The 24,459-nt window shown below is 68.1% G+C and carries 23 protein-coding genes, 1 tRNA gene, 1 other RNA gene and 1 pseudogene; 10 read left to right on the top strand and 16 right to left on the bottom strand.

Annotated elements, in window-relative coordinates:
• Positions 1 to 46 precede the first annotated feature (46 nt).
• The gene (locus tag KY500_RS06675; protein WP_066595289.1) at positions 47 to 757 is read left to right on the top strand and encodes a DUF4191 domain-containing protein; all 711 of its coding nucleotides are present in this window, start codon (positions 47 to 49) and stop codon (positions 755 to 757) included.
• Between the two features lie 75 nt (positions 758 to 832).
• Here the strand turns inward: KY500_RS06675 and KY500_RS06670 are convergent, their stop codons facing one another.
• A complete protein-coding gene (locus KY500_RS06670) occupies positions 833 to 1,276 on the bottom strand; it encodes an RDD family protein (RefSeq protein WP_219902848.1) in 444 nt (147 codons plus the stop codon).
• A gap of 146 nt (positions 1,277 to 1,422) precedes the next feature.
• Here KY500_RS06670 and glnA (KY500_RS06665) point away from each other — a divergent pair, with 146 nt between their 5' ends.
• Positions 1,423 to 2,847, top strand: coding sequence for a type I glutamate--ammonia ligase (gene glnA / locus KY500_RS06665; RefSeq protein ID WP_066595286.1), 1,425 nt, complete (start codon positions 1,423 to 1,425; stop codon positions 2,845 to 2,847).
• A gap of 59 nt (positions 2,848 to 2,906) precedes the next feature.
• On the opposite strand, the gene KY500_RS06660 is transcribed toward glnA (KY500_RS06665), so the two are convergent.
• Both KY500_RS06660 and glnA (KY500_RS06655) read right to left on the bottom strand, forming a co-directional pair.
• Entirely contained in the window at positions 2,907 to 5,942 is a 3,036-nt protein-coding gene (locus tag KY500_RS06660) for a bifunctional [glutamine synthetase] adenylyltransferase/[glutamine synthetase]-adenylyl-L-tyrosine phosphorylase (protein WP_219902847.1), read from the bottom strand.
• A 39-nt stretch (positions 5,943 to 5,981) separates the two neighbouring features.
• Entirely contained in the window at positions 5,982 to 7,319 is a 1,338-nt protein-coding gene (gene glnA / locus KY500_RS06655) for a type I glutamate--ammonia ligase (protein WP_066595282.1), read from the bottom strand.
• Between the two features lie 140 nt (positions 7,320 to 7,459).
• On the opposite strand from glnA (KY500_RS06655), the gene panB reads away from it, so the two are divergent.
• A complete protein-coding gene (panB, locus tag KY500_RS06650; RefSeq protein WP_219902846.1) occupies positions 7,460 to 8,332 on the top strand; it encodes a 3-methyl-2-oxobutanoate hydroxymethyltransferase in 873 nt (290 codons plus the stop codon).
• Positions 8,333 to 8,359: 27 nt separating this feature from the next.
• Here panB and KY500_RS06645 read toward each other — a convergent pair whose 3' ends face one another.
• Positions 8,360 to 8,548 carry an SPOR domain-containing protein gene (locus tag KY500_RS06645; protein ID WP_219902845.1) on the bottom strand — a complete coding sequence of 63 codons (189 nt, stop codon included), beginning with the start codon at positions 8,546 to 8,548 and terminating at the stop codon, positions 8,360 to 8,362.
• A gap of 12 nt (positions 8,549 to 8,560) precedes the next feature.
• Between KY500_RS06645 and map the strand changes: the two genes are divergently transcribed.
• Entirely contained in the window at positions 8,561 to 9,427 is an 867-nt protein-coding gene (gene map / locus KY500_RS06640) for a type I methionyl aminopeptidase (protein WP_219902844.1), read from the top strand.
• A 42-nt stretch (positions 9,428 to 9,469) separates the two neighbouring features.
• Positions 9,470 to 10,237 carry a polyphosphate--glucose phosphotransferase gene (gene ppgK / locus KY500_RS06635; RefSeq protein ID WP_219902843.1) on the top strand — a complete coding sequence of 256 codons (768 nt, stop codon included), beginning with the start codon at positions 9,470 to 9,472 and terminating at the stop codon, positions 10,235 to 10,237.
• Between the two features lie 17 nt (positions 10,238 to 10,254).
• Here ppgK and KY500_RS06630 read toward each other — a convergent pair whose 3' ends face one another.
• The 3 genes from KY500_RS06630 to KY500_RS06620 form a co-directional block, all read right to left on the bottom strand.
• The gene (locus KY500_RS06630) at positions 10,255 to 10,650 is read right to left on the bottom strand and encodes a TIGR02611 family protein (protein ID WP_219902842.1); all 396 of its coding nucleotides are present in this window, start codon (positions 10,648 to 10,650) and stop codon (positions 10,255 to 10,257) included.
• A 73-nt stretch (positions 10,651 to 10,723) separates the two neighbouring features.
• Positions 10,724 to 11,096, bottom strand: an RNA gene (rnpB, locus tag KY500_RS06625) — RNase P RNA component class A.
• A 66-nt stretch (positions 11,097 to 11,162) separates the two neighbouring features.
• On the bottom strand, positions 11,163 to 11,678 hold the full coding sequence (locus tag KY500_RS06620; protein WP_255579853.1) for a zinc ribbon domain-containing protein: 516 nt from the start codon (positions 11,676 to 11,678) through the stop codon (positions 11,163 to 11,165).
• Between KY500_RS06620 and KY500_RS19205 the strand changes: the two genes are divergently transcribed.
• Positions 11,637 to 11,909 (top strand): hypothetical protein, encoded by a 273-nt coding sequence (locus KY500_RS19205; protein ID WP_255579852.1) that lies wholly within the window; start codon positions 11,637 to 11,639, stop codon positions 11,907 to 11,909. The genes KY500_RS06620 and KY500_RS19205 overlap by 42 nt on opposite strands.
• A gap of 44 nt (positions 11,910 to 11,953) precedes the next feature.
• Here KY500_RS19205 and KY500_RS06615 read toward each other — a convergent pair whose 3' ends face one another.
• The 4 genes from KY500_RS06615 to KY500_RS06600 are packed head-to-tail and all read right to left on the bottom strand — an operon-like array spanning position 11,954 to position 15,681.
• Positions 11,954 to 12,775, bottom strand: a complete 822-nt coding sequence (locus tag KY500_RS06615; RefSeq protein ID WP_219902841.1) for a Nif3-like dinuclear metal center hexameric protein — start codon at positions 12,773 to 12,775, stop codon at positions 11,954 to 11,956.
• 50 nt (positions 12,776 to 12,825) lie between these two features.
• Positions 12,826 to 13,329: a DUF427 domain-containing protein gene (locus KY500_RS06610; protein WP_219902840.1), complete on the bottom strand. Its 504-nt coding sequence runs from the start codon at positions 13,327 to 13,329 to the stop codon at positions 12,826 to 12,828.
• A gap of 4 nt (positions 13,330 to 13,333) precedes the next feature.
• The gene (locus KY500_RS06605; RefSeq protein ID WP_219902839.1) at positions 13,334 to 13,963 is read right to left on the bottom strand and encodes a response regulator transcription factor; all 630 of its coding nucleotides are present in this window, start codon (positions 13,961 to 13,963) and stop codon (positions 13,334 to 13,336) included.
• A complete protein-coding gene (locus KY500_RS06600) occupies positions 13,960 to 15,681 on the bottom strand; it encodes a GAF domain-containing protein (RefSeq protein WP_219902838.1) in 1,722 nt (573 codons plus the stop codon). Before KY500_RS06600 ends, KY500_RS06605 begins: the two co-directional genes overlap by 4 nt.
• Positions 15,682 to 15,822: 141 nt before the next feature.
• Here KY500_RS06600 and KY500_RS06595 point away from each other — a divergent pair, with 141 nt between their 5' ends.
• Positions 15,823 to 16,704: a universal stress protein gene (locus KY500_RS06595; protein WP_219902837.1), complete on the top strand. Its 882-nt coding sequence runs from the start codon at positions 15,823 to 15,825 to the stop codon at positions 16,702 to 16,704.
• The gene (locus KY500_RS06590) at positions 16,701 to 17,594 is read left to right on the top strand and encodes a universal stress protein (RefSeq protein ID WP_219902836.1); all 894 of its coding nucleotides are present in this window, start codon (positions 16,701 to 16,703) and stop codon (positions 17,592 to 17,594) included. Before KY500_RS06595 ends, KY500_RS06590 begins: the two co-directional genes overlap by 4 nt.
• Positions 17,595 to 17,646: 52 nt before the next feature.
• Here the strand turns inward: KY500_RS06590 and KY500_RS06585 are convergent, their stop codons facing one another.
• From KY500_RS06585 to KY500_RS06565, 5 genes are all read right to left on the bottom strand, one after another.
• Positions 17,647 to 17,985, bottom strand: coding sequence for a hypothetical protein (locus KY500_RS06585; protein ID WP_219902835.1), 339 nt, complete (start codon positions 17,983 to 17,985; stop codon positions 17,647 to 17,649).
• 83 nt (positions 17,986 to 18,068) lie between these two features.
• Positions 18,069 to 18,779 carry a GAF and ANTAR domain-containing protein gene (locus KY500_RS06580; protein ID WP_219902834.1) on the bottom strand — a complete coding sequence of 237 codons (711 nt, stop codon included), beginning with the start codon at positions 18,777 to 18,779 and terminating at the stop codon, positions 18,069 to 18,071.
• A gap of 7 nt (positions 18,780 to 18,786) precedes the next feature.
• Positions 18,787 to 19,512, bottom strand: coding sequence for a GAF and ANTAR domain-containing protein (locus KY500_RS06575; protein WP_219902833.1), 726 nt, complete (start codon positions 19,510 to 19,512; stop codon positions 18,787 to 18,789).
• Between the two features lie 114 nt (positions 19,513 to 19,626).
• Positions 19,627 to 19,699: transfer RNA gene (locus tag KY500_RS06570), tRNA-Val, on the bottom strand.
• Between the two features lie 47 nt (positions 19,700 to 19,746).
• Positions 19,747 to 20,232 (bottom strand): peroxiredoxin, encoded by a 486-nt coding sequence (locus KY500_RS06565; RefSeq protein ID WP_219902832.1) that lies wholly within the window; start codon positions 20,230 to 20,232, stop codon positions 19,747 to 19,749.
• A 286-nt stretch (positions 20,233 to 20,518) separates the two neighbouring features.
• Here KY500_RS06565 and aceE point away from each other — a divergent pair, with 286 nt between their 5' ends.
• Together aceE and KY500_RS06555 are read left to right on the top strand one after the other, a co-directional pair.
• Positions 20,519 to 23,245 (top strand): pyruvate dehydrogenase (acetyl-transferring), homodimeric type, encoded by a 2,727-nt coding sequence (gene aceE, locus KY500_RS06560; RefSeq protein ID WP_066595255.1) that lies wholly within the window; start codon positions 20,519 to 20,521, stop codon positions 23,243 to 23,245.
• A 7-nt stretch (positions 23,246 to 23,252) separates the two neighbouring features.
• Positions 23,253 to 24,454, top strand: a pseudogene (locus tag KY500_RS06555) (PucR family transcriptional regulator).
• Positions 24,455 to 24,459: the final 5 nt, after the last annotated feature.

Genomic DNA, 24,459 nt, shown 5'->3' with positions numbered 1-24,459 from the left:
CTAAATCCGTCACGCGGATATCGACCGACTGGGTAGTCTTAGAACCATGGCACGCAGCAAGGACAAGAGTCCCCGCACCCCCAAAGAACCTGGCCGCTTGAAGCAAATGTGGCAGGTCTTCCAGATGACCAGGCGCTACGACTCGAACATCGTTCTGTTCATGATCCTGGGCTTCCTGATCCCGGTCGCGGTGGGGCTGATCCTCGCACTGCTCCTGACCCCGGACAGCGGGTTCACCATAGCCCTGTGGATCATCGCCGGAGTGCTCGGCGGTGTGCTCGCGATGCTCATTATCCTGGGTCGGCGCGCCGAGAAGGCCGCATACTCACAGATCGAGGGCCAGCCCGGAGCCGTGGGCGCCGTGCTGCGTTCTTCGCTCAAGCGCGGCTGGGTCGGCAGTGAGATGCCGGTCGCCGTCAACGGCAAGACCCAGGATGCCGTGTACCGCGCCGTCGGTCGTGGCGGTGTCGTGCTGATCAGCGAGGGCCCCCGCACCCGCACGGCCCGCATGGTGGACGAAGAACGCCGCTCCGTGGCCAAGGTGGGCGGCAACGTCGCCGTCACGGTCATCTCGGTCGGACCCGACTCGGACGCCGTGCCGCTGCACAAGCTCGCCCGTCGTCTGACCAAGATCAAGCCGTCGCTGACCAAGGCCGAGGTTCTCGCGGTGAACAACCGCCTTAACTCCATCGCCAAGAAGCTCCCGATCCCCAAGGGTGTCGACCCGACCAAGGCGCGCCCGCAGCGCGGCAACTGACCGGCCGCACGGGCACACCACAACAGGGCACGGGATCTTCCCGTGCCCTGTCTGTATGCTCCGGAGCGACCCCGGCTACCGACGGATCAGAACCGTGCCGGCGATCTTGTCGTGGAAGCCGCGCTGATCCGAATCCCAGACCAACGCGGGAACGGCCAGGCCGAGCAGCACGGAGCGCACGAGGGGCCGCCAGACGCCCACCGGTCCGCCGCTGAGGCTGATCAGGCGGAGACCCACCAACAGGTGGCCGATGCTGGCACCGAGCGTCGCGAGCAGGACGGCCTGCAGGAGCACAAAGACGCCCAGTACGACGAAACCGTCGTAGTCGAGCAGGGTGTACCCCCAGATCAGGCAGGCCAGGCCCACCGCGATCGCCCAGTCAATAACGAGGGCAAGGATGCGCCGGCCGACCCGGCCCACCGAGTGCCGGCCGCTCCGGGGCAGGCCGAGCCGCTCCCCCGGCCAGGTGCTGGGCGGGAGCTGCCCGAAAGTCGTGGGGCCTGGAGGTGTCGCGTTCACCCGCCCAGTTTACCGAGCGACCTCCCCTGTAACATTGCGGAAACATAAGCGTCATTCTTAAGTAACCCGTCCGTAATAGTGTCGGGGAAGCCGCAGTGTGCGACATTGATAGTCACCCACGCCTACGTCGTTTGGAGTTAAACCGCATGTTCCGCGATTCGTCCGAAGTGCTCGCTTTCATCAAGGACACCGATGTCAAGTTCCTTGACCTCCGCTTTACCGACCTGCCGGGTGTGCAGCAGCACTTCAACATCCCCGCGTCGACCGTTGACGAGGAGTTCTTCACCGTCGGCCAGATGTTCGACGGCTCGTCGATCCGCGGTTTCGCGTCGATCCACGAATCAGACATGCAGCTGATCCCCGACGTCACGAGCGCCTTCGTCGACCCGTTCCGCGCCGAGCGCACGCTCATCATGCTGTTCGACATCTACAACCCGCGCAACGGCGAGATCTACTCCAAGGACCCGCGCCAGGTGGCCAAGAAGGCCGAGAAGTACCTCGCGTCCACCGGCATCGGCGACACCGCGTACTTCGGCTCCGAAGCCGAGTTCTACATCTTCGACGACGTGCGCTACGAGGTCAACCAGCACACCAGCTTCTACTCCGTCGACTCCGGCGAGGGCGCCTGGAACTCCGGCCGCAAGGAAGAGGGCGGCAACCTCGCCAACAAGACCCCCTACAAGGGCGGCTACTTCCCGGTCAGCCCCGTCGACCAGCACGCCGACATGCGCGACGACATCTGCCTGAAGCTCATCGACGCCGGCCTGGTGCTCGAACGTAGCCACCACGAGGTCGGCACCGGCGGCCAGGGTGAGATCAACTACAAGTTCGACACCATGGTGCACGCGGCCGACGACCTGCTCAAGTTCAAGTACATCGTCAAGAACACGGCACACGAGTGGGGCAAGACCGCCACGTTCATGCCCAAGCCGCTCTTCGGCGACAACGGCTCCGGTATGCACACCCACCAGTCCCTGTGGTCTGAGGGCAAGCCGCTGTTCTACGACGAGGCCGGCTATGGCGGACTCTCCGACGTGGCGCGCTGGTACATCGGTGGCCTGCTCAAGCACGCCCCCGCCGTGCTCGCCTTCACCAACCCGACGGTCAACTCGTACCACCGCCTGGTGCCGGGCTTCGAAGCACCGGTCAACCTGGTCTACTCGGCCGGCAACCGTTCAGCGTCGATCCGCATCCCGATCACCGGCACCAACCCGAAGGCCAAGCGTCTCGAGTTCCGCGCACCCGACGCCTCCGGAAACCCGTACCTCGCCTTCGCCGCCCAGCTGATGGCCGGCCTTGACGGCATCAAGAACCGCATCGAACCGCACGAGCCGGTCGACAAGGACCTCTACGAGCTGCCGCCCGAAGAGGCCAAGAACATCCCCCAGGTTCCCGCTTCGCTCGAAGAGGCGCTGCAGGCGTTGGAGGCCGACCACGACTTCCTGCTGGCCGGCAACGTCTTCACCCCGGAGCTCATCGAGACCTGGATCGACTACAAGCGCGAGAAGGAGATCAAGCCCCTCGCGCAGCGTCCGCACCCGTTCGAATTCGAACTGTACTACGGCGTCTAAGCAGAAGAGCACTCATTGAGCCGAAGGGCCGCCACCGCAAGGTCGCGGCCCTTCGGTCGTTAACCCGAGAAGGCCCCGGGTCGCTCCACGGGGCCGTAGAACCGGCGCTCGAACACCGCGCGGGCGCGGCGAGTGACCGCGAGATAGTCTTCCTCCAGCTGGTTGGCCGAGCCGGGCGGGTATTCCATCATGCGGGCCACACCGTCCAGCTGCATCCGGTCGCTCGGCAGCACGTCGGCGGTCTTGTTGGTCCATAGGGTGATGGCCGACCTGCACCGGGACGCAAACAGCCACGCCGCCCGGAGCGTCGCCGCCTCCGGCGCCGTCACCAGCGAATCCCGGGTGGCTTCCTCCAGTGCCTCGAGGGTGGAGGTCGTGCGCAGCGCCGGCAGCGCGGCAGCATGCTGGAGCTGCAGCAGCTGCACGAACCATTCCACGTCGCTCAGTGAGCCGCGGCCCAGCTTGAGGTGCCGGTTGGGGTCGGCGCCCTGCGGCAGACGTTCGTTCTCCACCCGCGCCTTGATCCGTTTGATCTCGCGCACGTCCTGCTCGGAGATGGCCTCAGGGTACCGCACGGGGTCCATCACGGCGTGGAAGCTTTCCACGAGCGCCGGCTCCCCGGCGATGCCGCGGGCGCGCAGCAGCGCCTGCGCCTCCCAGGTGAGCGACCAGCGGCGGTAATAGGCCTGGTAGGAGTCAAGGGAGCGCACCACGGCCCCGTTCTTGCCCTCCGGGCGCAGACCGATATCGAGGTCCAGCGGCAGTCTGTTGTCGTCGGTGAGCCGGTTCAGCTCGCGCACGATGAACGTCGCCCGGTCGTGCGCCGCGCCGCCCTCGAGCATGCCGGGCCGGAAGACGAACATGACGTCGGCGTCGGAGCCGAAGCCCAGCTCCGCTCCCCCGAACCGGCCCAGTGCGATGACCGCGAACTCGATACCGTCCGGCGCCAGCGGACCGTCGTCGCCGGTGAGACCGGTGCCGCGGATGGCGCCGAGCACCCCCTGGATGATCACGGTGGCCACATCCGTGAGGCCTGTCGCCAGCTCGTCGATGCTGATGCGGCCGAGGATCGCCGACAGGGCCAGGCGCAGCATCTCCCGCCGCCGGCTGGTGCGCAGCACCGACGCGGCCGCGTCGGGGCTGCCGTGCCGGGCCAGGACAGCCCGTGCCTCGTCCTGCAGCACGCCGAGGGGCCTCGGGCGCAGCTCGTCATCGTGCTCCAGCCAGGCGACGGCCTCTGGAATGGTCTCGAAGAGCTCCCCGACGAACCGCGAGGCGGAGAGCACCCGGGTCAGGCGTTCGGCGGCTCCGGACGAGTCGCGCAGCATCCGCAGGAACCAGTAGGTGGAGCCCAGGCTGTCGCTCAGCCGACGGAACGCGAGCAGACCGTAGTCCGGGTCGGCGCCGTCGGAGAGCCACTGGAGCAGAACCGGCAGTAGGTGTTGCTGGATGGTCGCGCGCCTGGACACCCCGCTCGTGAGCGCGGCAATGTGAGCCAGCGCTCCCGCCGTGTTGCGGAAACCGATGGCCGCCAGTCGTGCCTCCGCCTGGGCGCTCGTGAGGTTGAGCCCCTCGGCGGGCAGAGCCGCCACGGCTGAGAGCAACGGGCGGTAGAACAGCCGTTCGTGCAGACCTCGAACCCGGTGTTTGGTGGCCTCCCACCTGGCGCTCAGCCCGGCCGCGCTGGTAGCCAGGCCGGTGGCGCGCGCGAGCACCCGCAGACCGGCCTCGTCCCGGGGCAGCAGGTGGGTGCGACGGAGACGGTCCAGCTGCAGGCGGTGTTCCATGAGCCGGAGCATCCGGTAGTCCTGGGCGAACTCCGCGGCCTCCGCCCGGCCGACGTAGCCGGATTCGGCCAGGGCGGCCAGCGCCGGCAACGTACCGGGCTGGCGCACGTCAGGGTCGGCCTGACCGTGCACGAGCTGCAGCAGCTGCACCGTGAACTCGATGTCCCGCAGGCCACCGGGGCCGAGTTTGAGCTGCACGGCGACCTCGTCGGCAGGAATGTTGCTGGTCACGCGTTCGCGCATCCGCTGCACCGACTCGACGAAGTTCTCCCGGCTCGCGCTGGTCCACACCTTGGGCGCGACCGCGGCGACGTACCGGGAACCGAGGTCGACGTCCCCGGCGAGGGGCCGGGCCTTGAGCAACGCCTGGAACTCCCAGCTCTTGGCCCACCTGTCGTAGTAGGCGATGTGGGACTCCAGGGTGCGCACGAGTGCTCCCGACTTGCCTTCTGGCCGTAGGTTGGGGTCCACCTCCCACAGCTCTGGCTCAACGGTGGGCTGGTTGAGGCCGCGCATCATGAGGATCGCCAGCCGGGTGGCGATGTCCACGGCCCTACCCGTGTCGAGGCCGGCGTCCTGGTCCCCTTCGGCGACGAAGATGACGTCGACATCGCTGACGTAATTGAGCTCGCCCGCGCCGGCCTTGCCCATGCCGATCACGGCCAGCTTGGTCAGGCGCACCTGCTCGAGTGGGAACACGCCGGGGGCCGCCACGGGACCGCCGGCCATCCCCCGGGCAACCGCCAGGGACGCCTCCAGCGCGGCGGCGGCCAGATGGGACAGTTGCCGCGCGATCCTGTCGAGGCCGCCGACGGGGTCGGCCTGTTCGAGGTCGAACGCGGCCAGCTCGGCGAGCCGGCGGCGGTAACGTACCCGCAGGGCCACCCAGCCGGCGTCGTCGACCAGGGCCGCGACACCGTCCGTCGACTTCACAGCGTCGAGCAGGTCGCCGGTCAGCTCGGCCAGACCGGGCAGCGCCGTGGTCTTCTCGTGCAGTACCGCGAGTTGGTCGGGGTGCCGCAGGAAGAAGTCGGTCAGGCCCGTCGACGCGCCGGCGACCAGGATCAGGCGCTGCACGGCACCGGGGTGTCGTCGGAGCACGGCGAACTCGGCCGGACACTGCCGGACGAACGAGATCACGGCAAACAGAGCCGCGTCCGGGTTCGCCGCGCGGCTGAGCAACGGGAAAAGGTCGGACGGGTCAGGCCCGCCCAACTCGCTGACCTCGTCGAGGCGTGCGCGGGCTTCGCCGAGATCGGCGAAGCCCACCCGAGCGAGGTCTGTCAGGGTCAGCTGTTCTCTCGCCATGGTGTGCGCCTGTCTGAGTCTGCCTGGCTGGGATTGCCCTTAGAGCATCTCGAGGTTCTTGTTGAGCTCGAACGGGGTGACCTGCGACCGGTACTCGCGCCATTCCTGGCGCTTGTTCAGCAGCACGTAGTTGAAGACATGCTCGCCGAGGGTCTCGGCGACCAGTTCGGACTCCTCCATGTACTGGATGGCGTGATCGAGGCTGGCGGGCAGCTGGTGGTACCCCAGGGCGCGGCGTTCCGTGTCGCTGAGACCCCAGACGTTGTCCTCAGCTTCCGGCGGCAGTTCGTAGCCCTCTTCGATGCCCTTCAGCCCGGCGGCCAGCATCAACGAGTAGGCCAGGTACGGGTTGGCCGCCGAGTCGATCGCGCGGTACTCGATGCGCGAGCTCTGCCCCTTGTTGGGCTTGTAGAGCGGAACCCGGATGAGTGCCGACCGGTTGTTGTGACCCCAGCAGACGAAGCTGGGCGCCTCGTCGCCACCCCAGAGCCGCTTGTACGAGTTCACGAACTGATTGGTCACCGCCGTGATCTCGGGAGCGTGGCGGAGCAATCCGGCAATGAATTGGCGGCCCGTCGTGGACAGCTGGTACTGGGCTCCCGCCTCGTAGAAGGCGTTGGTGTCGCCCTCGAAGAGCGACAGGTGGGTGTGCATGCCAGAGCCAGGCTGGTCGGAAAGCGGCTTGGGCATGAACGTCGCGTAGACGCCCTGCTCAATCGCCACTTCCTTGATCACGGTGCGGAACGTCATGATGTTGTCCGCAGTGGTCAGGGCATCCGCGTAACGCAGGTCGATCTCGTTCTGGCCGGGGCCGGCCTCGTGGTGACTGAACTCCACCGAGATGCCGAGGTCTTCGAGCATCCGCACGGAACGGCGGCGGAAGTCGTGCGCTGTGCCGCCTGGAACGTTGTCGAAGTAGCCGGCGGAGTCGACGGGGACGGGCCCGTTCTTGCCGAACTTCGAGGATTTGAGCAGGTAGAACTCGATCTCCGGGTGCGTGTAGAAGGTGAACCCGCGTTCGGCGGCCTTCGCCAGGGTGCGCTTGAGCACGTTCCGGGGGTCGGCGACGGCGGGCTGGCCGTCCGGCGTGGTGATGTCGCAGAACATCCGCGCGGTGGGGTCGACCTCGCCACGCCAGGGCAGAATCTGGAAGGTGGTGGGGTCCGGGTGGGCCAGTACGTCGGCTTCGAAGGAGCGCGTGAGGCCCTCGATCGCGGAGCCGTCGAAGCCGAGTCCCTCGGCGAACGCCCCCTCGACCTCGGCCGGTGCGATCGCGACCGACTTCAGGGTGCCGACTACGTCGGTGAACCATAGTCGAATGAACTTGATGCCCCGTTCCTCGATGGTCCGAAGAACGAAGTCGCGCTGCTTGTCCATCCACGCCCTTTCTTGTTGCTCCTAGGCTACCGGCTGCCGCCGGTGCGCGCGCGAAAACCGGCTGATCGCGCGGACGAATCGGGCCGGGCATCCGCAGGCCGGATCGGGATGCCGAATCTGTCGCTGACTACACTGGGCACATGCCTGAGCCAGTCACACCGGACGCCGCCAATGCCGTCGAGGTGCAGAATCCGTATGTCAGTGTCCCCTCCGGACCCAAGCGGGTGCGCACCAGGCATTTCCAGAACGCGAAACAGCAGGGCATCCCGATCACGGGCCTGACCAGCTATGACATGCTCACCGCGCAGATCTTCGACCAGGCCGGGATCGACTTCCTCCTCGTGGGCGATTCGGCCGGCAACAACGTCTTCGGCTACGAGACCACCCTCCCGGTCACGGTCGACGAGCTCATCCCCCTCACGCGCGCCGTCGCCCGCGCAGTGACGCGCGCCCTTGTGGTGGCGGACATGCCCTTCGGCACCTACGAGACCGGTCCATCAGAGGCCCTGCACACCGCCGTGCGGTTCATGAAGGAGGCGCAGGCCCACGCGGTCAAGCTCGAGGGCGGGGTGCGCAGCCGCAAGCAGATCTCCCGGATCGTCTCGGCCGGTATCCCTGTGATGGCCCACATCGGCTTCACTCCGCAGAGCGAGCACGGTCTGGGCGGCCACATCATCCAGGGCCGCGGTGCCGCCGCCGACCAGCTCATGGCCGACGCCCTCGCCGTGCAAGAGGCGGGCGCGTTCGCGGTGGTTCTGGAGATGGTGCCCTCTGCGGTGGCGGCACTGATCACCGAGAAGCTTGACATCCCCACCATCGGCGTGGGCGCCGGCCCGGCTGTCGACGGCCAGCTCATGGTCTGGACCGACTTCGCGGGCATGACTGGCGGCCGGGTACCCCGCTTCGTCCGGCAGTACGCAAATATGCGTTCGGCGCTCACGGATGCCGTGCACGCCTTCAAGGCCGACGTCGACTCCGGCGCCTATCCTGGCCCCGAGCACAGCTACGAGTAGCTCTGCGCAGGAGGACCTGCCGGCGGTCTACCTCTCGTCGGTGGCGTCGTCCTCGGCCCACTTCGCGCTGTTCGCGCGGAGTTTGTCCAGTGCGTGCGTCGCCTCGTCGAACGTCGCGAACGGACCCACGCGGTCCACCGACGGTGAGAGCAGACCCTGCTCGACGGCGCCCGTGCGCATGTTGTACCAGAACTGGTGCTCAGTATCTTCGGCCATAAGCTTGATCCTATGCCTAAGGATTCCATCGGTCACCTCATTCCAGGAGCCGTGTCCAGCCACCGCTCCGTTCCCTCCCAGATCCCCCGTCCGGAGTACGTCGGACGGACCGCACCGGCCCGGTTCACCGGCTCCGATGTGTACTCCCCCGACCGCATCGCGCTGATCCGCGAGTCGGGGCGGATCGCCGCCGAGGCCATCCAGGAGGTCGGCCGCGCCGTGCGGCCCGGCGTCACGACGGAGGAACTGGACCGGATCGGCCACGAGTACGTGATCGGCCAGGGCGCCTATCCCTCCACGCTGGGTTACCGGGGCTACCCGAAGTCGCTGTGTTCGTCGGTGAACGAAGTCATCTGCCACGGCATCCCCGACGACACCGTGCTGGAGAACGGCGACATCGTGAACATCGACATCACCGCGTTCAAGAACGGCGTGCACGGAGACTCCAACGTCACCTTCATCGTCGGGGAGGCCTCGGAGGAGGTCACCCTGCTCGTCGACCGCACCCGGGAGGCCCTGGCCCGCGGTATCAAGGCCGTCGCCCCCGGGCGTCAGGTCAATGTGATCGGCCGCACGATCGAGTCCTATGCCAAGCGGTTCGGCTACGGCGTGGTGCGGGACTTCACCGGCCACGGCGTGGGTGATGCATTCCACTCCGGTCTGATCATCCCGCACTACGACTCAGCGCCGCAGTACGACACCGTCATGGAGGTCGGCATGGTCTTCACGATCGAACCCATGCTCACCCTGGGCACGAGCGAGTGGGACATGTGGGCGGATGACTGGACCGTGTTGACCAAGGACCGCAGCATCACCGCCCAGTTCGAACACACCCTCGTGGTCACCGAACGCGGCGCCGAAATCCTGACCCTCCCGTAGCCGGCTACCGAAGCCGCCGCGCGTAGCCGGTAGATTGGCTGCATGAGTTCATCCACTGCCATCGGCATCGATATCGGCGGAACCGGCATCAAGGGGGCCGTGGTCGACCTGTCCACCGGCGCCCTGCTCTCTTCCCGAATCAAACTGCCCACCCCCAAGGGCGGCCGCCCGCAGGACATCATCGAGACCACGCGCCAATTGCTCGCCACGGTCTCCAGCGGCACCAGCGACCTTCCGATCGGCGTCTGCTTCCCGGCCGTCGTCAAGCACGGGCACACCATGTCCGCGGCGAACGTGTCGGACAAGTGGATCGGCCTGGCCGCGGAGAAGCTCTTCGAGAAGGGTCTGGGCGTTCCCATCCACTTCGTCAACGACGCCGACGCGGCCGGCTACGCCGAGTCGCAGTTCGGCGCCGCCCGCGATGTGGACGGTGTGGTCCTGCTGACCACGCTGGGCACCGGCATCGGCACGGCGCTGATCAACGACGGTGAGCTGGTGCCCAACACCGAACTCGGCCACCTCGAGATCGACGGCGTGGACTACGAGACCCGCGCGGCGTTCTCGGCCAAGGAACGCGACAACCTCAGCTGGGAGAAGTGGGCGGCCCGGCTGCAGAAGTACTACAGCCGGTTGGAGGCCCTATTCACCCCGGACCTGTTCATCGTCGGCGGCGGCGTGTCGAAGCACCACGAGGACTTCCTGCCGTTGTTGGACCTGAACACGCGCATCATCCCGGCCGTGCACCGCAACAACGCGGGCATCCTCGGCGCTGCGGCCCTTGCCGTCAAGCACGCCCCCGTCACGGCCTGATCCGGACCGGCACTGCCTTACGCCGCCTCGACTCCTGCACCTGAGGACCGAGCGCCCTGGCGGTCCCGGCGCGCCCGCCACCACTGTCGCACCCGGTGCGCCATGCGCCGCACCGACAGCGTGATCCGGTGCGCGGCGGGGAACTCGGTGCCCAGCACCGCCACCCCCACGAACACGATGAGCCAGCCCGGGCCGGGAAGCGGCACCAGGATGAGGCCGATGACGATCACCGTCAGCCCAGCGGCCCCCACCAGGAACCGGTACGGGGTGCGCAGGCGCGGGTGCCGGTGGATCCAGGCACGTGTCCGGGTCAGCAGCTGCCGAAGCCTCGCGCCCGGTCTAGGAGCTCCCGGCAGGCTGTCCGGTCCCGTGGCGGGGTGCGTACCGGGCGGGTATGACGAGGTGGTGGCCATGGGCCCAGCGTAGAAGCCCTTCCTGACCGCCGCCACCCCCGCCGGGATGGTCACGCGGGACTCACAGGTTGGGGGAATGGGCCGGCTGGTACGCCGGGTTCTGTCCCTGCTTGCGCTCTGGACGGCCATCTATCTCGGGACTACGTTGCCGCAGCCCTCTAGCGGTCTACCCGGGAACTCGGCGAGCAGCCTTGACGTTCCCTGTGTGACCTTGCTCCGGACGAGGTTTACCGAGCCAGCCAGGTCACCCTGGCCGCTGGTGGTCTCTTACACCACCGTTTCACCCTTACCTTGAGCCGAAGCTCCAGGCGGTCTATTTTCTGTGGCACTGTCTCGCGGGTTGCCCCGGGTGGGTGTTACCCACCGTCCTGCTCTGTGGAGCCCGGACGTTCCTCGGCATCGCGGGCTCCGAAGAGCTCGGATGACGCGACCGTCTTGCCGACCCATTCCGTCGTCGAGCCTACAGGCCTCCGGCGCCGGCCCGGTACCGGACCGGGCACCGGCCGGGTTGATCAGATGCCGGATTCCTCCGTGCGGACCAGGATGGCGCCGCAGTCCGGGCAGAAGACGATGTCGTCGGCCGGAGCGGCCCGCACGTCTTCGAGGTCGTTGCCGGTCAGGGTCATGGTGCAGCCGCTGCAGGTGCGGGCCCGGAGCAGCGATGCGGCATTGCCGCGGCCGGCGACCCGGCGCTTCTCGTAGAGCGCGGCGAGGTCGGCGCCGATGGCGGAGACGATGGCCTCCCGGTCGCGGGCCAGCTCGCCGAGCTGACGGTTCAGGTCCACCAGGAGCACGTCGCGGTCCGCCTCGATCTCGGCGACCCTGGTCGCCACGGCGGCGCGTTCGGCCTCGGTCTCGGCGACGGCGGCTTCCTTCTCCTCGAGCCGTTCCATCACCGCGAGTTCGATCTCCTCGAGGGCGGACAGGCGGCCGGTCAGAGCGGCGAGTTCGGTCTCCAACGCCTGCACGTCTTTGATCGAGGAGGTGTGCTGGGCGCGGTCGGTGTCCCGGGCGATCCGCTTCTCCACGACCTCCACGTCGGACTCGATCCGGCGCAGCTCGATCCGGGCATCCTCGACCTCGCCGGTACGCCCCGTGAGGACCGTCTTGGACGCGTCGAGGGTGCGCGCGAGCGACGCGAGCTCGGCGTGCTGGGGAAGCGCCTTCGCCTGGTGTTCGACCTGCTGCAGACGGATGTCGAGGGCCTGGAGCCGCAGGAGTTCTTTCTGCTCTGGGGGGATGCCTTCACAATGTCCTGACCTTCATGATTATGGAGTTTGAAATGAGCGGGGGTGAGCGGGGCTCACTGGGTGACGGCGAAGTCCCACGGGTCGGTGCGCAGTTCGCTGACCGTGACCCGGATTCCGGGCAGCGCCTGCCGGAGCGCGGCGGCCGCGACGTCCAGCCACAGCCATTCGCTGGCCCAGTGTGACACGTCGATGAGGGCAGGGCCAACCCCGGCCAGCACGGACTGTTCCCGGGACTCCGACGCCGGGTGGTGCCGCAGGTCGGAGGTGATGAAGACGTCCGCGCCGCGCACCAGCGGTTCGCGCAGAAGCGAGTCTCCGGCGCCGCCACAGAGGGCGATGGTCGAGACGACGTCTGTGTAGCCGCCCGCGGCGCGCACGCCGGATGCCGTCGGCGGGATCAGGTCGGCCAGTCGCCGGGCGAGGTGCCCCAGCGTGGTCGGTTCGGGGAGCCTCCCGACCCGGCCGATGCCGGTCCCCGGCGTGTCGCCCGCGGTGATCGGGCGCACGTCGACGAGGCCCAGTCGCTGGGCGAACACGTCGGACACGCCGTCGGCGACGATGTCGGCGTTGGTGTGCGCGGCCAGAAGGGCGCAGTCGGCGCGGATGAGCCGGGCCAGCAGGGCACCCTTGTAGCCGTCTTCGGCCACGGTCGTCACACCGCGTAGCAGAAGCGGATGGTGTGTGAGCAGCAGGTCGGCACCGGACTCGACGGCCTCGGCGACAGTGTCCGCCACGGCGTCGACGGCCAGAAGGATGGAGTCCACCCGGTGCGCGGGGTCGCCGCTGATCAGGCCCGGCGCGTCCCAGTCCTCGGCTCCGGAGAGCGGCCACAGGTCATGGGAGACCCGGGCTACTTCAGCAAGCGAGAATGACACCCCATCAGCCTACTTGTCGGCGGACGGGCACGGGGACGCGGACCGGCCGTTCACCAGCCGAGGGTTCCCGGTGCGCCCTTGAACGGGCCGACGATGCGGTCAGTGATCCAGCCGCCGTAGAAGTCGCCCGGCTGGGCCCGCACGGTCTCCCCGTCCACGGTGCACTCGTCCAGACGGCCGGGGTACACGGCCACCCGGCCGGCCAGGGCCTCGAATCCGGCCAGCGGCGCCGGGTAGTACCAGGCCACGGCGTCCGCGTGGACGTCGCCGACGACGACGCTGAGGTAGGACGCCAGTCCCTTGTACTCGCACACGCTGTGCCCGTTCACGGGCACCAGCACTCCGGGCGCGAACGCGGTTCGCGGCAGGTAGTAGGTCGGCGGATGGCTGGTCTCCAGCACCCGGACGCTCTCACGGGTGTCGGCGATCACCCGGCCGTTGAACCATAGGACGACGTGCTCGGAGCTCGGTTCCACCCGCGGCGGCCGCGGGTAGTCCCAGACGGATTCCTGGCCGGGGCCGGGGATTTCACGATTCCGACGGGCTCTGTCCATGGGACTACCGCGGCCGGAGACCGGCGCCGTACACGGCCGCCTGGGTGCGCCGGGCCATGCCGAGCTTGGCGAGCAGGCCGGACACGTAGTTCTTGACGGTCTTCTCGGCGAGGTCGAGCTGGTCGCCGATCTGCCGGTTCGTCAGTCCCTCGGCGATGAGCTCGAGCACCTGACGCTCCCGTGTGGTCAGGTTGGACGCCGGGGAATCGGCGGCGGTGCCGGTCAGTTCGGTGACGACCTTGCGGGTCACGGCTTTCTGAACGAGCGACTCGCCGCGGGCGACCCGCCGGATGGATTCGACGAGGTGCTGGCCGCGGATGTCCTTGAGGACGTAGCCGGCGGCGCCGGCCAGGACAGCGGAATAACTGGCCTCGTCGTCGTCGTAGGCGGTGAGCATCAGGCACTGCACGACGGGGTTGGCCGACCGGATGGTGCGGCACACGTCGATCCCGCTGCCGTCGGGCAGCCGGACGTCGAGCACGGCGACGTCGGGCACGGTGGCCGCGACCCTGGCCACGGCCTGACGGGCCGTTGACGCCTCGCCGACCACCTCGAGGTCGGGTTCGGCGTTGATCATGTCCGCGATTCCGCGGCGCACGACCTCGTGGTCATCCACCAGGAAGACTCGGATCATGACGGTTCCTTTCGTACGGGTTCGGGTTCGATACCGGCGGTCCAGCGTAATCGGCTGCCGCCCCTGGCCCGGTTCTCGAGCACGACGTCACCGCCCCACTGTTCGGCGCGCGCCGCCAGGTTGGCCAGGCCGCTGCGCCGATCAGATTCCGTGACGCCGACACCGTTGTCGACGACCTCGATGACGACGAGGTCGTCGCCCACGCTGAGGTTGACGACGGTCTCGGTGGCCTCGGCGTGGCGGACCACGTTCATCAGGCCCTCACGGATGACCGCGGCGATATCGTCGGACATCGCCGGAGGGGTGAGCAGGTCGATCGGACCGGTGAAGACCAGACGGGGTGTCTGCGGGAACAGGGACGCCAGCTCGCTGAGCAGGTCGATGACGCGGTGCCGGATCGAACCACGGTCCCGGCTGGTCTGCGCGGTCAGGGCGAAGATCGCGGTGCGGATCTCGACGATGGCCACGTCGAGGGCGACGACCTCCTCGATGATCCGTTCACGCACATCCGCATCGTCGACGGATCCGCTGATGGCCTGCAGGCCGATGCCTGCGGCGAAGACCCGCTGGATCACGTTGTCGTGCAGGTCCCTGGCGATCCGGCTGCGGTCCTCGAGCAGGGCCAGCTTCTGCCCGGCGGTACGCCCGCGGGCGAGCTCGAGTGCCACGCTGGCCTGGCCGGCGAAGTCCGCCGCCATCTCCAGGTCGCTCGTCGTGAAGCGGGGGCGGCCCGTCGAACGGGAGACCGTCATGACGCCGTGGGTGCGGCCCGAGGCCAGCAGCGGGATGACCATGGTCGGGCCGAGCACGAGCTGGGCGTCCGGTTGGTCCAGGCTGGCTCCGCTGTCGGCGGTGAGGATGGGCTGGCCGCTGTCGAAGGCGCGCCCCACGGTGGTCCCGGCCGACGGGATGACGAGGCCCTTGACCCGCTTGGCCTGCGTGCCGCGGGCGGTGTCGACGATGAGGGTGCCCTCCCCCGCGGCCAGGACCACGCAGACCAGGTCCGCGTCGGCGAGCGAGGCGAACCGGTCGGCGAGGAGTTCGAGCGAGGCATCCGCCCGGTCGGACAGCAGGGCCGCGCTGATCTCCGCTGACGCGGCCGACCAGCGCTGGCGCCGCCGGGTCTCGTCGAACAGACGGGCGTTGTCGATCGCGATGCCCGCCGTGGCGGCGAGGGCCGTCAGGAGTTCCTCGTCTTCCTCGCTGAAGCCGCCGGAGATCTGGTTGGACAGGTAGAGGTTGCCGTACACCTCGCCGCGCACCCGAACAGGGACACCGAGGAAGCTGTCCATCGGCGGGTGATGTGCCGGGAAGCCCGAGGACCGCGGGTCCTCGCCCAGGTGGGTCAGGCGGATGGCGTGCGGGTCGTCGATGAGCGCGCCGAGAAGGCCGTGCCCGTTCGGCAGGTGCCCGATCCGGGCGGCCAGCTCGTCGGGGATTCCCACGTGGATGAACTGCTCGAGGTTGCCGCTGGGGGCTATGACGCCGAGGGCGCCGTACTGGGCGCCGACGAGGTCGACGGCCACGTCCACGATGCGCCGAAGGACCGCGGCGAGGTCGAGTTCCTCGACGACGGCCTGGCTGGCCTGCAGCAGGCTGCGCAGCCTCCCCTGGGTGGCGAGCACCTTCTGGGCGTTCAGGACGAGTTCGGACAGCGCCTGGTCGAGGGCCGACCGCGGCCCGTCGGGAAAGGAGAGCCTGGTCTCAGGAACGGTCACAGAATGCGTCCCCTTTCGGTTCGCGCTAGCCCAAAGTGTAACTGACTGGGACCTTCGGCCCTTTCGCAGTTTAGGGGATCTTGCCACCCTGGAGACATGGCATCTCCCGACGCACCACCGGGAAGAACTGGAGATCAACTCATGGTTGAGAGAGTGATCGTAGCCGTCGACGGGGGGCCGGCGAGTCGGGCAGCCCTGGACTGGGCGTTGGCCAGAGCCGCCACCGTGCCGATGAGGCTGGAGTTGACCACGGTCGTCGAACTGGGCTGGTCGCCCGTTGACGGGCCCGACGACGATTTTCAGCCGGTGTACGAGCGGGCCCTGGCCGAGGCCACCCGGTTCGTCGAGAAGAACCTCCCTGAGCTCAAGACCCTCAGCGTCGTCCGTCGCGGTGTCCCCGTGGACGAGCTCGTGCGGGCCGCGGCCGATGCCGACCTGATCGTGATCGGCACCAACAAGACCGGCGCGCTGGCCGGAGCCGTGCACGGCACCCTGCCGCTCAAGCTCGCCGCACATGCGCCCTGCGCCGTCGCAGTGGTCCCCGCCGGCTGGGTCTCCGGCGGCGACCGGGTCGTCGTGGGAGTCGAGGACGACGGTACCCAGGACGCCCCCCTCGGCGCGGCAGCGGCAGAGGCCGTCCGGCTCGGGCAACCCCTCGACATCGTGCACGCCTGGTCCATCCCGGCCACGCTGGGCGTCGACTTCGGTGCCGCGGTCCCGTACGACGCACTGATCGAAGCCCACACCGACATCGTGGACCGGGCCCTGCAGCGGGTCACCGACGCCCACCCCGGCCTGGCCGCGTCAGCGGTCCTCATGCAGGGCGCCGCGGCACCGGTCCTCGTCGAAGCGGCCGCGAGGGCGAGCGTCCTGGTGGTGGGCACCCACGGGCGTGGGGCCGTCGCCGGCCTGATTCTCGGGTCGGTGAGTCACGACGTGCTCCTGAACATGCCGTGCCCGGTCTTGGTTGTGCCACCCGCTCGCGCGGACGCCGACACCACGCGATCGGGGGCGACCTCATGAGCGCCACCTACTACATCGGTGTGGACGGCTCGGGCCCCAGCCGCGCCGCCCTCCGGTGGGGCGTACGCCGGGCCTCCGAACGCGGTGCAGCCGTGGTCCTGGTGAACACCGTCGACGACGAGTGGGGTCTGGTCGGACGGGACGCCGCCGCCGACGCCGAACGCCAGGCCAGGGAACTCCTCTCGGAGGAGTCCGCCCGGGTCGACGCCCTGCACACGGGGGTGAGCCTGACGACCCGGATCGTGCACGGCGGGACGGCGTGGGAACTGGCAAAACTGCCCAGCCCCGAAGACCTGCTCATCGTCGGAACCCACAAGACCGGGTTCCTCCGGGGCCGGGTACTCGGCTCCCGAAGCGTGCAGATCGCGTCAGCGGCACGGTGCTCGGTCGCCATCGTCCCCGACACAACCCTCGAATCCCGTCACGACGTCGTCGTGGGCATCGACGGCACCGAGGGCTCCCTCCCCGCCGTGCAGATGGGCGCGCAGGAGGCGGACCGCCTCGACCAGGACCTGCTCCTGGTCTACGCTCCGCCCACCCTGCAACGAGCGGAGTCGAACCGGGCCGAATCCCGTTCCGACTCCCCCGACGACCGCAGCCCGCAAACCGCTGGCCTGATGAGCCGCGCGGCCGCCGTGGCGGCGGCCACGTCCTCCCGCATCACGGTCCGGCGCCGGGTGGCCCACCGGGACCCCGCCGAGGCACTGCTGGACGCGAGCTTCGACGCGGCGCTGCTGATCCTGGGCGTCTCGGCACGGCACGGCGACAGCAGCCTGATCGGCTCGGTAACCCACGATGTGCTGATGAACATCAACGTTCCCGTGCTCATCGCCCGGGGCGCTGCGACGTCGCACGAGTCGGCGTCACGCGTCTCGGCGGTCAGTGTCTGAGGAAAACAGGTGGCCGAGTAGAACAGTCGCCTGAGCAGACCGGGCGCCTGCCTCAGTAGTCGAATTCGTCGAACTGCGGCGACCCGACCACTGCGCCCGCCCACGCCGAGGACGAAGGGCGCCCCCGACGGGTCACCTTCAGATGCAACGCCTCCGTGGTAGCCGTCTCGGTCAGCTCGGCGAGAACGTCGGCACTGGTGACACTGACCAGCTGACTCGCGGCGCCGATGAGAAACTGGGCCCGACCCGGGCTGCCGTCATCGGAGATGACCGGGATGTCCACGACATCCGTCTCTCTGCGGTTGCTCAGAGCCTCGGCGTACCGCATCACCGCGTCGGCGAGGTCACTGCCGGTGATGATGGATCCCCCGGGATGGAAAATTCGTTTCATGGCGCACCCCTGCTGGTTCACGTGATACCTCGGTCGTGAAGCCGGGGTCTGGGGCTCTACGAGTGATTCTACGGCGGTGACCGTCAGAGTGCGAGGTCGCCGCTCACGATTTGCGCGGCGACATCGGCCAGCGGGAGGCCGTTCGACCGCGCATGCGTGCGAATGAGGGTGAACGCCTCGTCCATGCTGGCCCCGCGGGTGTACGCCACCACGCCCTTCGCCTGTTCGATGACCACGCGGCTGCTCAGCGCGTACTGCAGCTGCTGGCGGGCGACATCGCTTTCCCGCAGCGCCCGCTCCTGAAGGATTCCGATGGTGGCGACGTCGGCGAGGGCCTGCACCGTCGGCGAGTCCTCCGCGGGCAGCCCACCGGTGCGTTCCCAGAACAGGTTGAGGGAGCCGATGGTCGTCGCGCGAAGGCGCATCGGCACAGAGAACATGGATCCAAAGCCCTGCTCGAGGGCACCGTCCCGGAAACGGGGCCATTTGGGGCCGGATGCGTCGATGTCGGGCACGGAGACGGAGCGCCCGGTGATGACACTCTCCACGCACGGACCGCTGCCACTGCGCAGCTGCAGGATCTCGACCAGGCGGCTGCGTTCGTTTGTGGACGCGACGACTTCGAATTCCTCCTCGTCGGTGAGGATGATGCCGGCCGCGGAGGCTTCGAACAGCGGCACGCACTTGGAGACCAGAGAGTGCAGCAGATCAACGAGGTCGTACCCGACGACGAGCGTGTCGGCGAGTGTCACGAAGGCCTCGACGAGTTGGCCTTCACGGGTCTTTGTTGCCATCACTCCATCATAATGAGTCTGACGAGGGCTCAGGCGGGGATGCCCACTCGTCGGTAAAATCCAGGCGCCTGGCCACGATGTCGGCAGCGACCTCACGCACCGTGCGGCCCCGCGCGAAAGCGTAGCCCGTGATGATCAGGTGGGCATCGGCAGCGCTCACCCCGAGTTGGGCGAGGACCATCCCGGTGGCTTGGTGGACCTCCCGGCGGGAGAAGCCGTCACCGTCCTCGTCCGGGCCCGGTTGGGGCTGGTCCGCCAGGCTGCGGCGCAGCACCTGCCGGGCGCAGATTGTTGCCAGGGTCGTGGCATCGCCCACCTGGACGTCGGTCAGCGTGGCCGGCTGCCGGCTATACAGGTCGACGGCGCCGATGTTGAGGCTGCCCAGGGCCAGAGGAAACGCGAAAAGCGAACCCACCTCGGCGGTACCGAGCGCCTCGGAGAACAGCGGCCAGCGGGTGTCGTCGGTGCGGAATTCCTGGCTGAGCACCGGACGGCGGTGGGTGAGGGCATCCCAGCATGGACCCTCGCCGAGGTCGAACTGCAGTTCGTCGAGCCGGGCCGCTTGGGCGTCGCTGGCGCAGAGCGTCTCGGAGCCGAACGGATGGCCGAGGGTGGAAATAGCGGCACCGGTGACGGGCAGTACCCGCAGGAACGGGCGACACAGACTCGTGCGGCGTTCGAAGGCGAGCGACAGCTCCTCGACGGCCGCGCCGAAGGCCACGCGATCAGACATGAGCATCCACGACGCGGGCGGCCGTCTCCTGCCGTGATGCCATGGTGACCTCGTAACCGCCGGGCCCACCGGGCCCGGGTGTGGAACTACGGTGTGGGAACTCGAGAGGAAGTGTGGGCCCTACCGGGCTCGAACCGATGACATCCACGGTGTAAACGTGGCGCTCTACCAACTGAGCTAAAGGCCCCGACCGGAACGAACCGGGTCAGGATGGGACAAGCCTACGACACAACGTCAGCTGCCGGAAAACGACGGCGCCGGATGCAGTTCGTCCAGGGCCGCACGGTAGGCCTCGAGCGAACGGGCCTGCCCTGGCGCGGTGATGAAGCTCGCCCGGATGATGCCGTTCGTGTCGATGAGGAACGTCGCCCGATTGGCAAAGCCCTTCTCCTCGAGGAACACCCCGTACTCCTTCGCGACAGAGCCGTGCGGCCAGAAGTCGGCGAGCAGCGTGAAACCGTAGCCCTGCTGTTCCCCCCACGCCCGCAGGGTGTGCCGCGAGTCGACCGAGATACCGATGAGTTCGACGTTGTTGTCGGCGAAGAGACCCAGGTTGTCCCGCAGCTCGCACAGCTCACCGCTGCAGATTCCGGAGAACGCGAGGGGGAAGAAGACCAGGGCGACCGACTTCTCGCCCCGGTAGCGGCTGAGTTGAATGGTCTCGCCGAATTGACTGACGAGTTCGAAATCCGGAGCCTGGGTGTCGTTCTCCAGTGCCATGGTGCGTGTCCTTCCCGGCCACCGGGGAACGATGGCTGAATACGGGGGGACAGCCTAGCCGCCGAACCCGGGCGTTCCAACCCGGACGATCCGCCCGGGGTGTCCCCTGTTCGAAGGCGGCGGACGTGCCACCGGCGAACACGCCCCGTCCCGTGCACGCTTCCCAGCAAGAATCACTAGGCTGACGTGGTGCCTTTCGGTCGTGACCCGGCCGGGCTGTGTCCGGCACGCCTAACCAGGCATGATCCTTCCCCCACACGATCTGCCCTACAGAAAGAGGTCGAGTGTGACTGTCAACGACCAAGACCCGTACTCCATGGATAACACGGACGCCGATCCCGAAGAGACGAGCGAATGGTCGCAATCTCTCGAAGCGCTTGTCGCGGCCAACGGTCCGGCCCGGGCCCGCGAGATCATGCTCAGCCTGCTCAAGCGCTCCAAGGAACTGCACCTCAACGTCCCAATGGTTCCGACCACGGACTACATCAACACCATCGCCTCGACGAACGAGCCCGACTTTCCCGGCGATGAAGACATCGAACGCCGCTACCGCGCCTGGATCCGCTGGAACGCCGCCGTGCTCGTGCACCGCGCCCAGCGACCCGGCATCGCCGTCGGCGGCCACATCTCCACCTACGCGTCGTCCGCCGCGCTCTACGAAACCGGCTTCAACCACTTCTTCCGCGGCCAGGACCACCCGGGCGGCGGCGACCAGATCTTCATCCAGGGCCACGCCTCCCCCGGAACCTACGCCCGCGCCTTCCTCGAGGGCCGTCTGAGCGCCAATCAGCTGGACGGGTTCCGTCAGGAGAAGTCGCACGCGCCCGACGGCATCTCGTCGTACCCGCACCCGCGCCTGATGCCCGAGTTCTGGCAGTTCCCCACGGTGTCGATGGGCCTGGGCCCGATCAACGCGATCTACCAGGCGCAGCTGAACCGCTACCTCACCAACCGCGGCATCAAGGACGCCAGCGACCAGCAGGTCTGGGCGTTCCTGGGCGACGGCGAGATGGACGAGGTCGAGAGCCGCGGTCAGCTCCAGGTTGCCGCGAACGAGGGTCTCGACAACCTCAACTTCATCGTCAACTGCAACCTGCAGCGCCTCGACGGCCCGGTGCGCGGCAACGGCAAGATCATCCAGGAGCTGGAGAGCTTCTTCCGCGGTGCCGGCTGGAACGTCATCAAGGTGGTCTGGGGCCGCGAGTGGGACGACCTGCTCTCCCGCGACACCGACGGCGCCCTGCTCAACCTCATGAACGTCACCACCGACGGTGACTACCAGACCTACAAGGCCGAAAGCGGCGCCTACGTGCGCGAGAACTTCTTCGGCCGCGATCCTCGCGCCCTCAAGCTTGTCGAGGGCTACACCGACGACCAGGTCTGGAACCTCAAGCGCGGCGGCCACGACTACCGCAAGGTCTACGCTGCGTTCAAGGCGGCATCCGAGCACAAGGGCCAGCCCACGGTCATTCTGGCGAAGACGGTCAAGGGCTACGGCCTCGGCCCGAGCTTCGAGGGACGCAACGCGACCCACCAGATGAAGAAGATGACGCTGGACAATCTCAAGACGTTCCGCGACAGCATGCACGTGCCCATCACGGATGCCCAGCTCGAGGCCAACCCGTACCAGCCGCCGTACTACACCCCTGGCGAGAACGACGAGGCCATCCAGTACCTGCACGAGCGCCGTCGTGCGCTGGGCGGGTACCTGCCGGAGCGTCGGAGCAAGTACACCCAGGTGAACCTGCCGGACGACTCCACCTACGCCATCACCAAGAAGGGCTCCGGCACGCAGGAGATCGCCACCACCATGGCGTTCGTCAGGTTGCTCAAGGAGCTGCTGCGCTCGAAGGACTTCGGCCACCGCATCGTGCCGATCATCCCCGACGAAGCCCGCACCTTCGGCATCGACGCGTTCTTCCCGAACGCGAAGATCTACAACCCCAACGGCCAGCACTACACCTCGGTGGATCACGCCCAGCTGCTCGCCTACAAGGAGAGCCCGCAGGGCCAGATCATCCACGTGGGCATCAACGAGGCCGGCGCCCTCGCCGCGTTCACCAACGTCGGAACGTCGTACGCCACCCAGGGTGAGCCGCTCATCCCGGTCTACGTCTTCTACTCGATGTTCGGCTTCCAGCGCACCGGCGACGCCATGTGGGCCGCCGGCGACCAGATGACCCGTGGTTTCATGATCGGCGCCACCGCCGGCCGCACCACCCTCACGGGTGAGGGCCTGCAGCACGCCGACGGCCACTCGCCCCTGCTCGCCTCGACCAACCCGGCCGTCGTGTCCTACGACCCGGCGTTCGGCTACGAGATCGGGCACATCGTGCGGTCCGGCCTGGAGCGGATGTACGGCGGAACCCACACCGACCCGAACGTCATGTACTACATCACGGTGTACAACGAGCCGCAGGTGCAGCCGGTCGAACCCGCCGATGTGGATGTGGACGGAATCATCCGCGGCATCCACCGCGTGTCGGAGTCCACCGTCGCCGGGCCTAAGGCACAGCTGCTGGCCTCCGGCGTCGCGGTGCCGTGGGCCCTCGAGGCGCAGACCCTGCTCGCCGAGGACTGGGGGGTGTCCGCCGATGTCTGGTCGGTGACCTCCTGGGCCGAGCTGCGCCGGGACGGCCTCGCGGCTGAGGAGCACAACTTCCTCTACCCGAACGAGGAGCCGCGCACGGCCTACGTCACCGACAAGCTGGCCGACACTGCCGGCCCGTTCGTCGCGGTGAGCGACTTCATGCACGCCGTGCCCGACCAGATCCGCCAGTTCATCCCCGGCGACTTCGCGACGCTGGGTGCGGACGACTTCGGTTTCTCCGACACCCGCCCCGCCGCCCGCCGGTTCTTCAAGATCGACGGCCCATCGATGGTGGTGCGTACCCTGCAGCAGCTGGCCAACAGCGGCGAACTGGACCGCAGCGTCATCCAGCAGGCCATCGACAAGTACAGCCTGCACGACGTCTCCGCCGGCACGACCGGCTCGGCCGGTGGCGAGAGCTAACTGACCCGTGGCACCGGCGCCGAAGACAAAGGAACAGACCCTCACCTGGTTGCGCACGATTTCAGGTGAGTTGTCCACGGCGACGTTGAAACGACTCGAGGACACGCTGCCCTGGTATGGCGATATGCCACCAGGGCGGCGGTCCGCCGTCGGCCTGGTGGCCCAGGCCGGCATCACCTCCTTCATCTCCTGGTACGACGATCCCCGGTCCACCCCGTGGATCGCCGCGGACGTCTTCGGTGCAGCCCCCCGGGAGCTGCTTCGCTCGGTGAGCCTGCAGCAGACCCTGCAGCTGATCCGGGTCACCGTCGAGGTCGTCGAGGAGCGTGTTAAGGACGGCTCCGAAACGCTGCGCGAGGCGATCCTGCTGTACTCCCGCGAGATCGCCTTCGGCGCGGCGGATGTCTACGCCCGCGCCGCCGAGGCGCGCGGTCTCTGGGACGCCAGGCTCGAGGCCCTCGTGGTGGACTCGATCCTGTCCGGCGAGTACGACGACGAGCTGCCCAGCCGCATCGCGGCCCTGGCTGGCACGGTCACGGCGAGGTCTGCGTGCTCGTCGGCACCACCCCCAAGATGCTCGACGTCGACCAGTTGCGCCGGTCAGCCCGGCACATGACCGCCGACGTGCTCATCGGGGTGCAGGGCAACCGGCTGGTCCTGGTCATCGGCCGGGCCCACCCCACCGTGCAGGACTCGGACGACGCGACCGGCCCACCGCCCCTGAGCTTCCTGGACATCGCCCTGCAACTCGAGCCCAGCTTCGGGCCCGGACATCTGGTGCTCGGTCACGAGGTGCCCAACCTCGTCGACGCCTCCAAGAGCGCCAAGGCCGCCCTGGCCGGTTTCGCCGTCGCTCGGTCCTGGCGGAACGCACCCCGGCCCGTGCAGGCCGACGATCTGCTTCCCGAACGCGCCCTGGCCGGCGACCCGCTGGCCCGGGCGACCCTCATCCATCGCATCTACCGCCCACTGCAGGCGCACTCCACCGAACTGCTCACCACCCTGTGGTGCTACCTCGACAACGGACGGTCGCTCGAGGCCACGGCGCGGGAACTGTTCGTGCATCCCAACACCGTGCGCTACCGGCTCAAACGGGTCTCCGAAGTCATCGGCTACGACGCCACGGGAGCCAGGGAAGCCCTGATCCTGCAGGCAGCCCTCATCATCGGGTCGATCAGCGACCACGACGGATCGACCCGGCGACGCTGAGGCGA

The sequence above is a fragment of the Cryobacterium sp. PAMC25264 genome (assembly GCF_019443325.1).
In the GTDB taxonomy this organism is placed as follows: Bacteria; Actinomycetota; Actinomycetes; order Actinomycetales; family Microbacteriaceae; genus Cryobacterium.
Note: the sequence above shows the minus strand (reverse complement) of the source record. Positions and strands in the feature narration are given on the sequence as shown.

What these genes read in the sequence shown, in the direction of transcription:
- KY500_RS06675 (WP_066595289.1), top strand. Translation starts at nt 47, where the DNA reads ATGGCACGCAGCAAGGACAAGAGTCCCCGCACCCCCAAAGAACCTGGC.
- glnA (WP_066595286.1), top strand. Translation starts at nt 1,423, where the DNA reads ATGTTCCGCGATTCGTCCGAAGTGCTCGCTTTCATCAAGGACACCGAT.
- KY500_RS06660 (WP_219902847.1), bottom strand. Translation starts at nt 5,942, where the DNA reads ATGGCGAGAGAACAGCTGACCCTGACAGACCTCGCTCGGGTGGGCTTC.
- glnA (WP_066595282.1), bottom strand. Translation starts at nt 7,319, where the DNA reads ATGGACAAGCAGCGCGACTTCGTTCTTCGGACCATCGAGGAACGGGGC.
- panB (WP_219902846.1), top strand. Translation starts at nt 7,460, where the DNA reads ATGCCTGAGCCAGTCACACCGGACGCCGCCAATGCCGTCGAGGTGCAG.
- KY500_RS06645 (WP_219902845.1), bottom strand. Translation starts at nt 8,548, where the DNA reads ATGGCCGAAGATACTGAGCACCAGTTCTGGTACAACATGCGCACGGGC.
- map (WP_219902844.1), top strand. Translation starts at nt 8,561, where the DNA reads ATGCCTAAGGATTCCATCGGTCACCTCATTCCAGGAGCCGTGTCCAGC.
- ppgK (WP_219902843.1), top strand. Translation starts at nt 9,470, where the DNA reads ATGAGTTCATCCACTGCCATCGGCATCGATATCGGCGGAACCGGCATC.
- KY500_RS06630 (WP_219902842.1), bottom strand. Translation starts at nt 10,650, where the DNA reads ATGGCCACCACCTCGTCATACCCGCCCGGTACGCACCCCGCCACGGGA.
- KY500_RS06610 (WP_219902840.1), bottom strand. Translation starts at nt 13,329, where the DNA reads ATGGACAGAGCCCGTCGGAATCGTGAAATCCCCGGCCCCGGCCAGGAA.
- KY500_RS06605 (WP_219902839.1), bottom strand. Translation starts at nt 13,963, where the DNA reads ATGATCCGAGTCTTCCTGGTGGATGACCACGAGGTCGTGCGCCGCGGA.
- KY500_RS06595 (WP_219902837.1), top strand. Translation starts at nt 15,823, where the DNA reads ATGGTTGAGAGAGTGATCGTAGCCGTCGACGGGGGGCCGGCGAGTCGG.
- KY500_RS06590 (WP_219902836.1), top strand. Translation starts at nt 16,701, where the DNA reads ATGAGCGCCACCTACTACATCGGTGTGGACGGCTCGGGCCCCAGCCGC.
- KY500_RS06585 (WP_219902835.1), bottom strand. Translation starts at nt 17,985, where the DNA reads ATGAAACGAATTTTCCATCCCGGGGGATCCATCATCACCGGCAGTGAC.
- KY500_RS06580 (WP_219902834.1), bottom strand. Translation starts at nt 18,779, where the DNA reads ATGGCAACAAAGACCCGTGAAGGCCAACTCGTCGAGGCCTTCGTGACA.
- KY500_RS06575 (WP_219902833.1), bottom strand. Translation starts at nt 19,512, where the DNA reads ATGTCTGATCGCGTGGCCTTCGGCGCGGCCGTCGAGGAGCTGTCGCTC.
- KY500_RS06565 (WP_219902832.1), bottom strand. Translation starts at nt 20,232, where the DNA reads ATGGCACTGGAGAACGACACCCAGGCTCCGGATTTCGAACTCGTCAGT.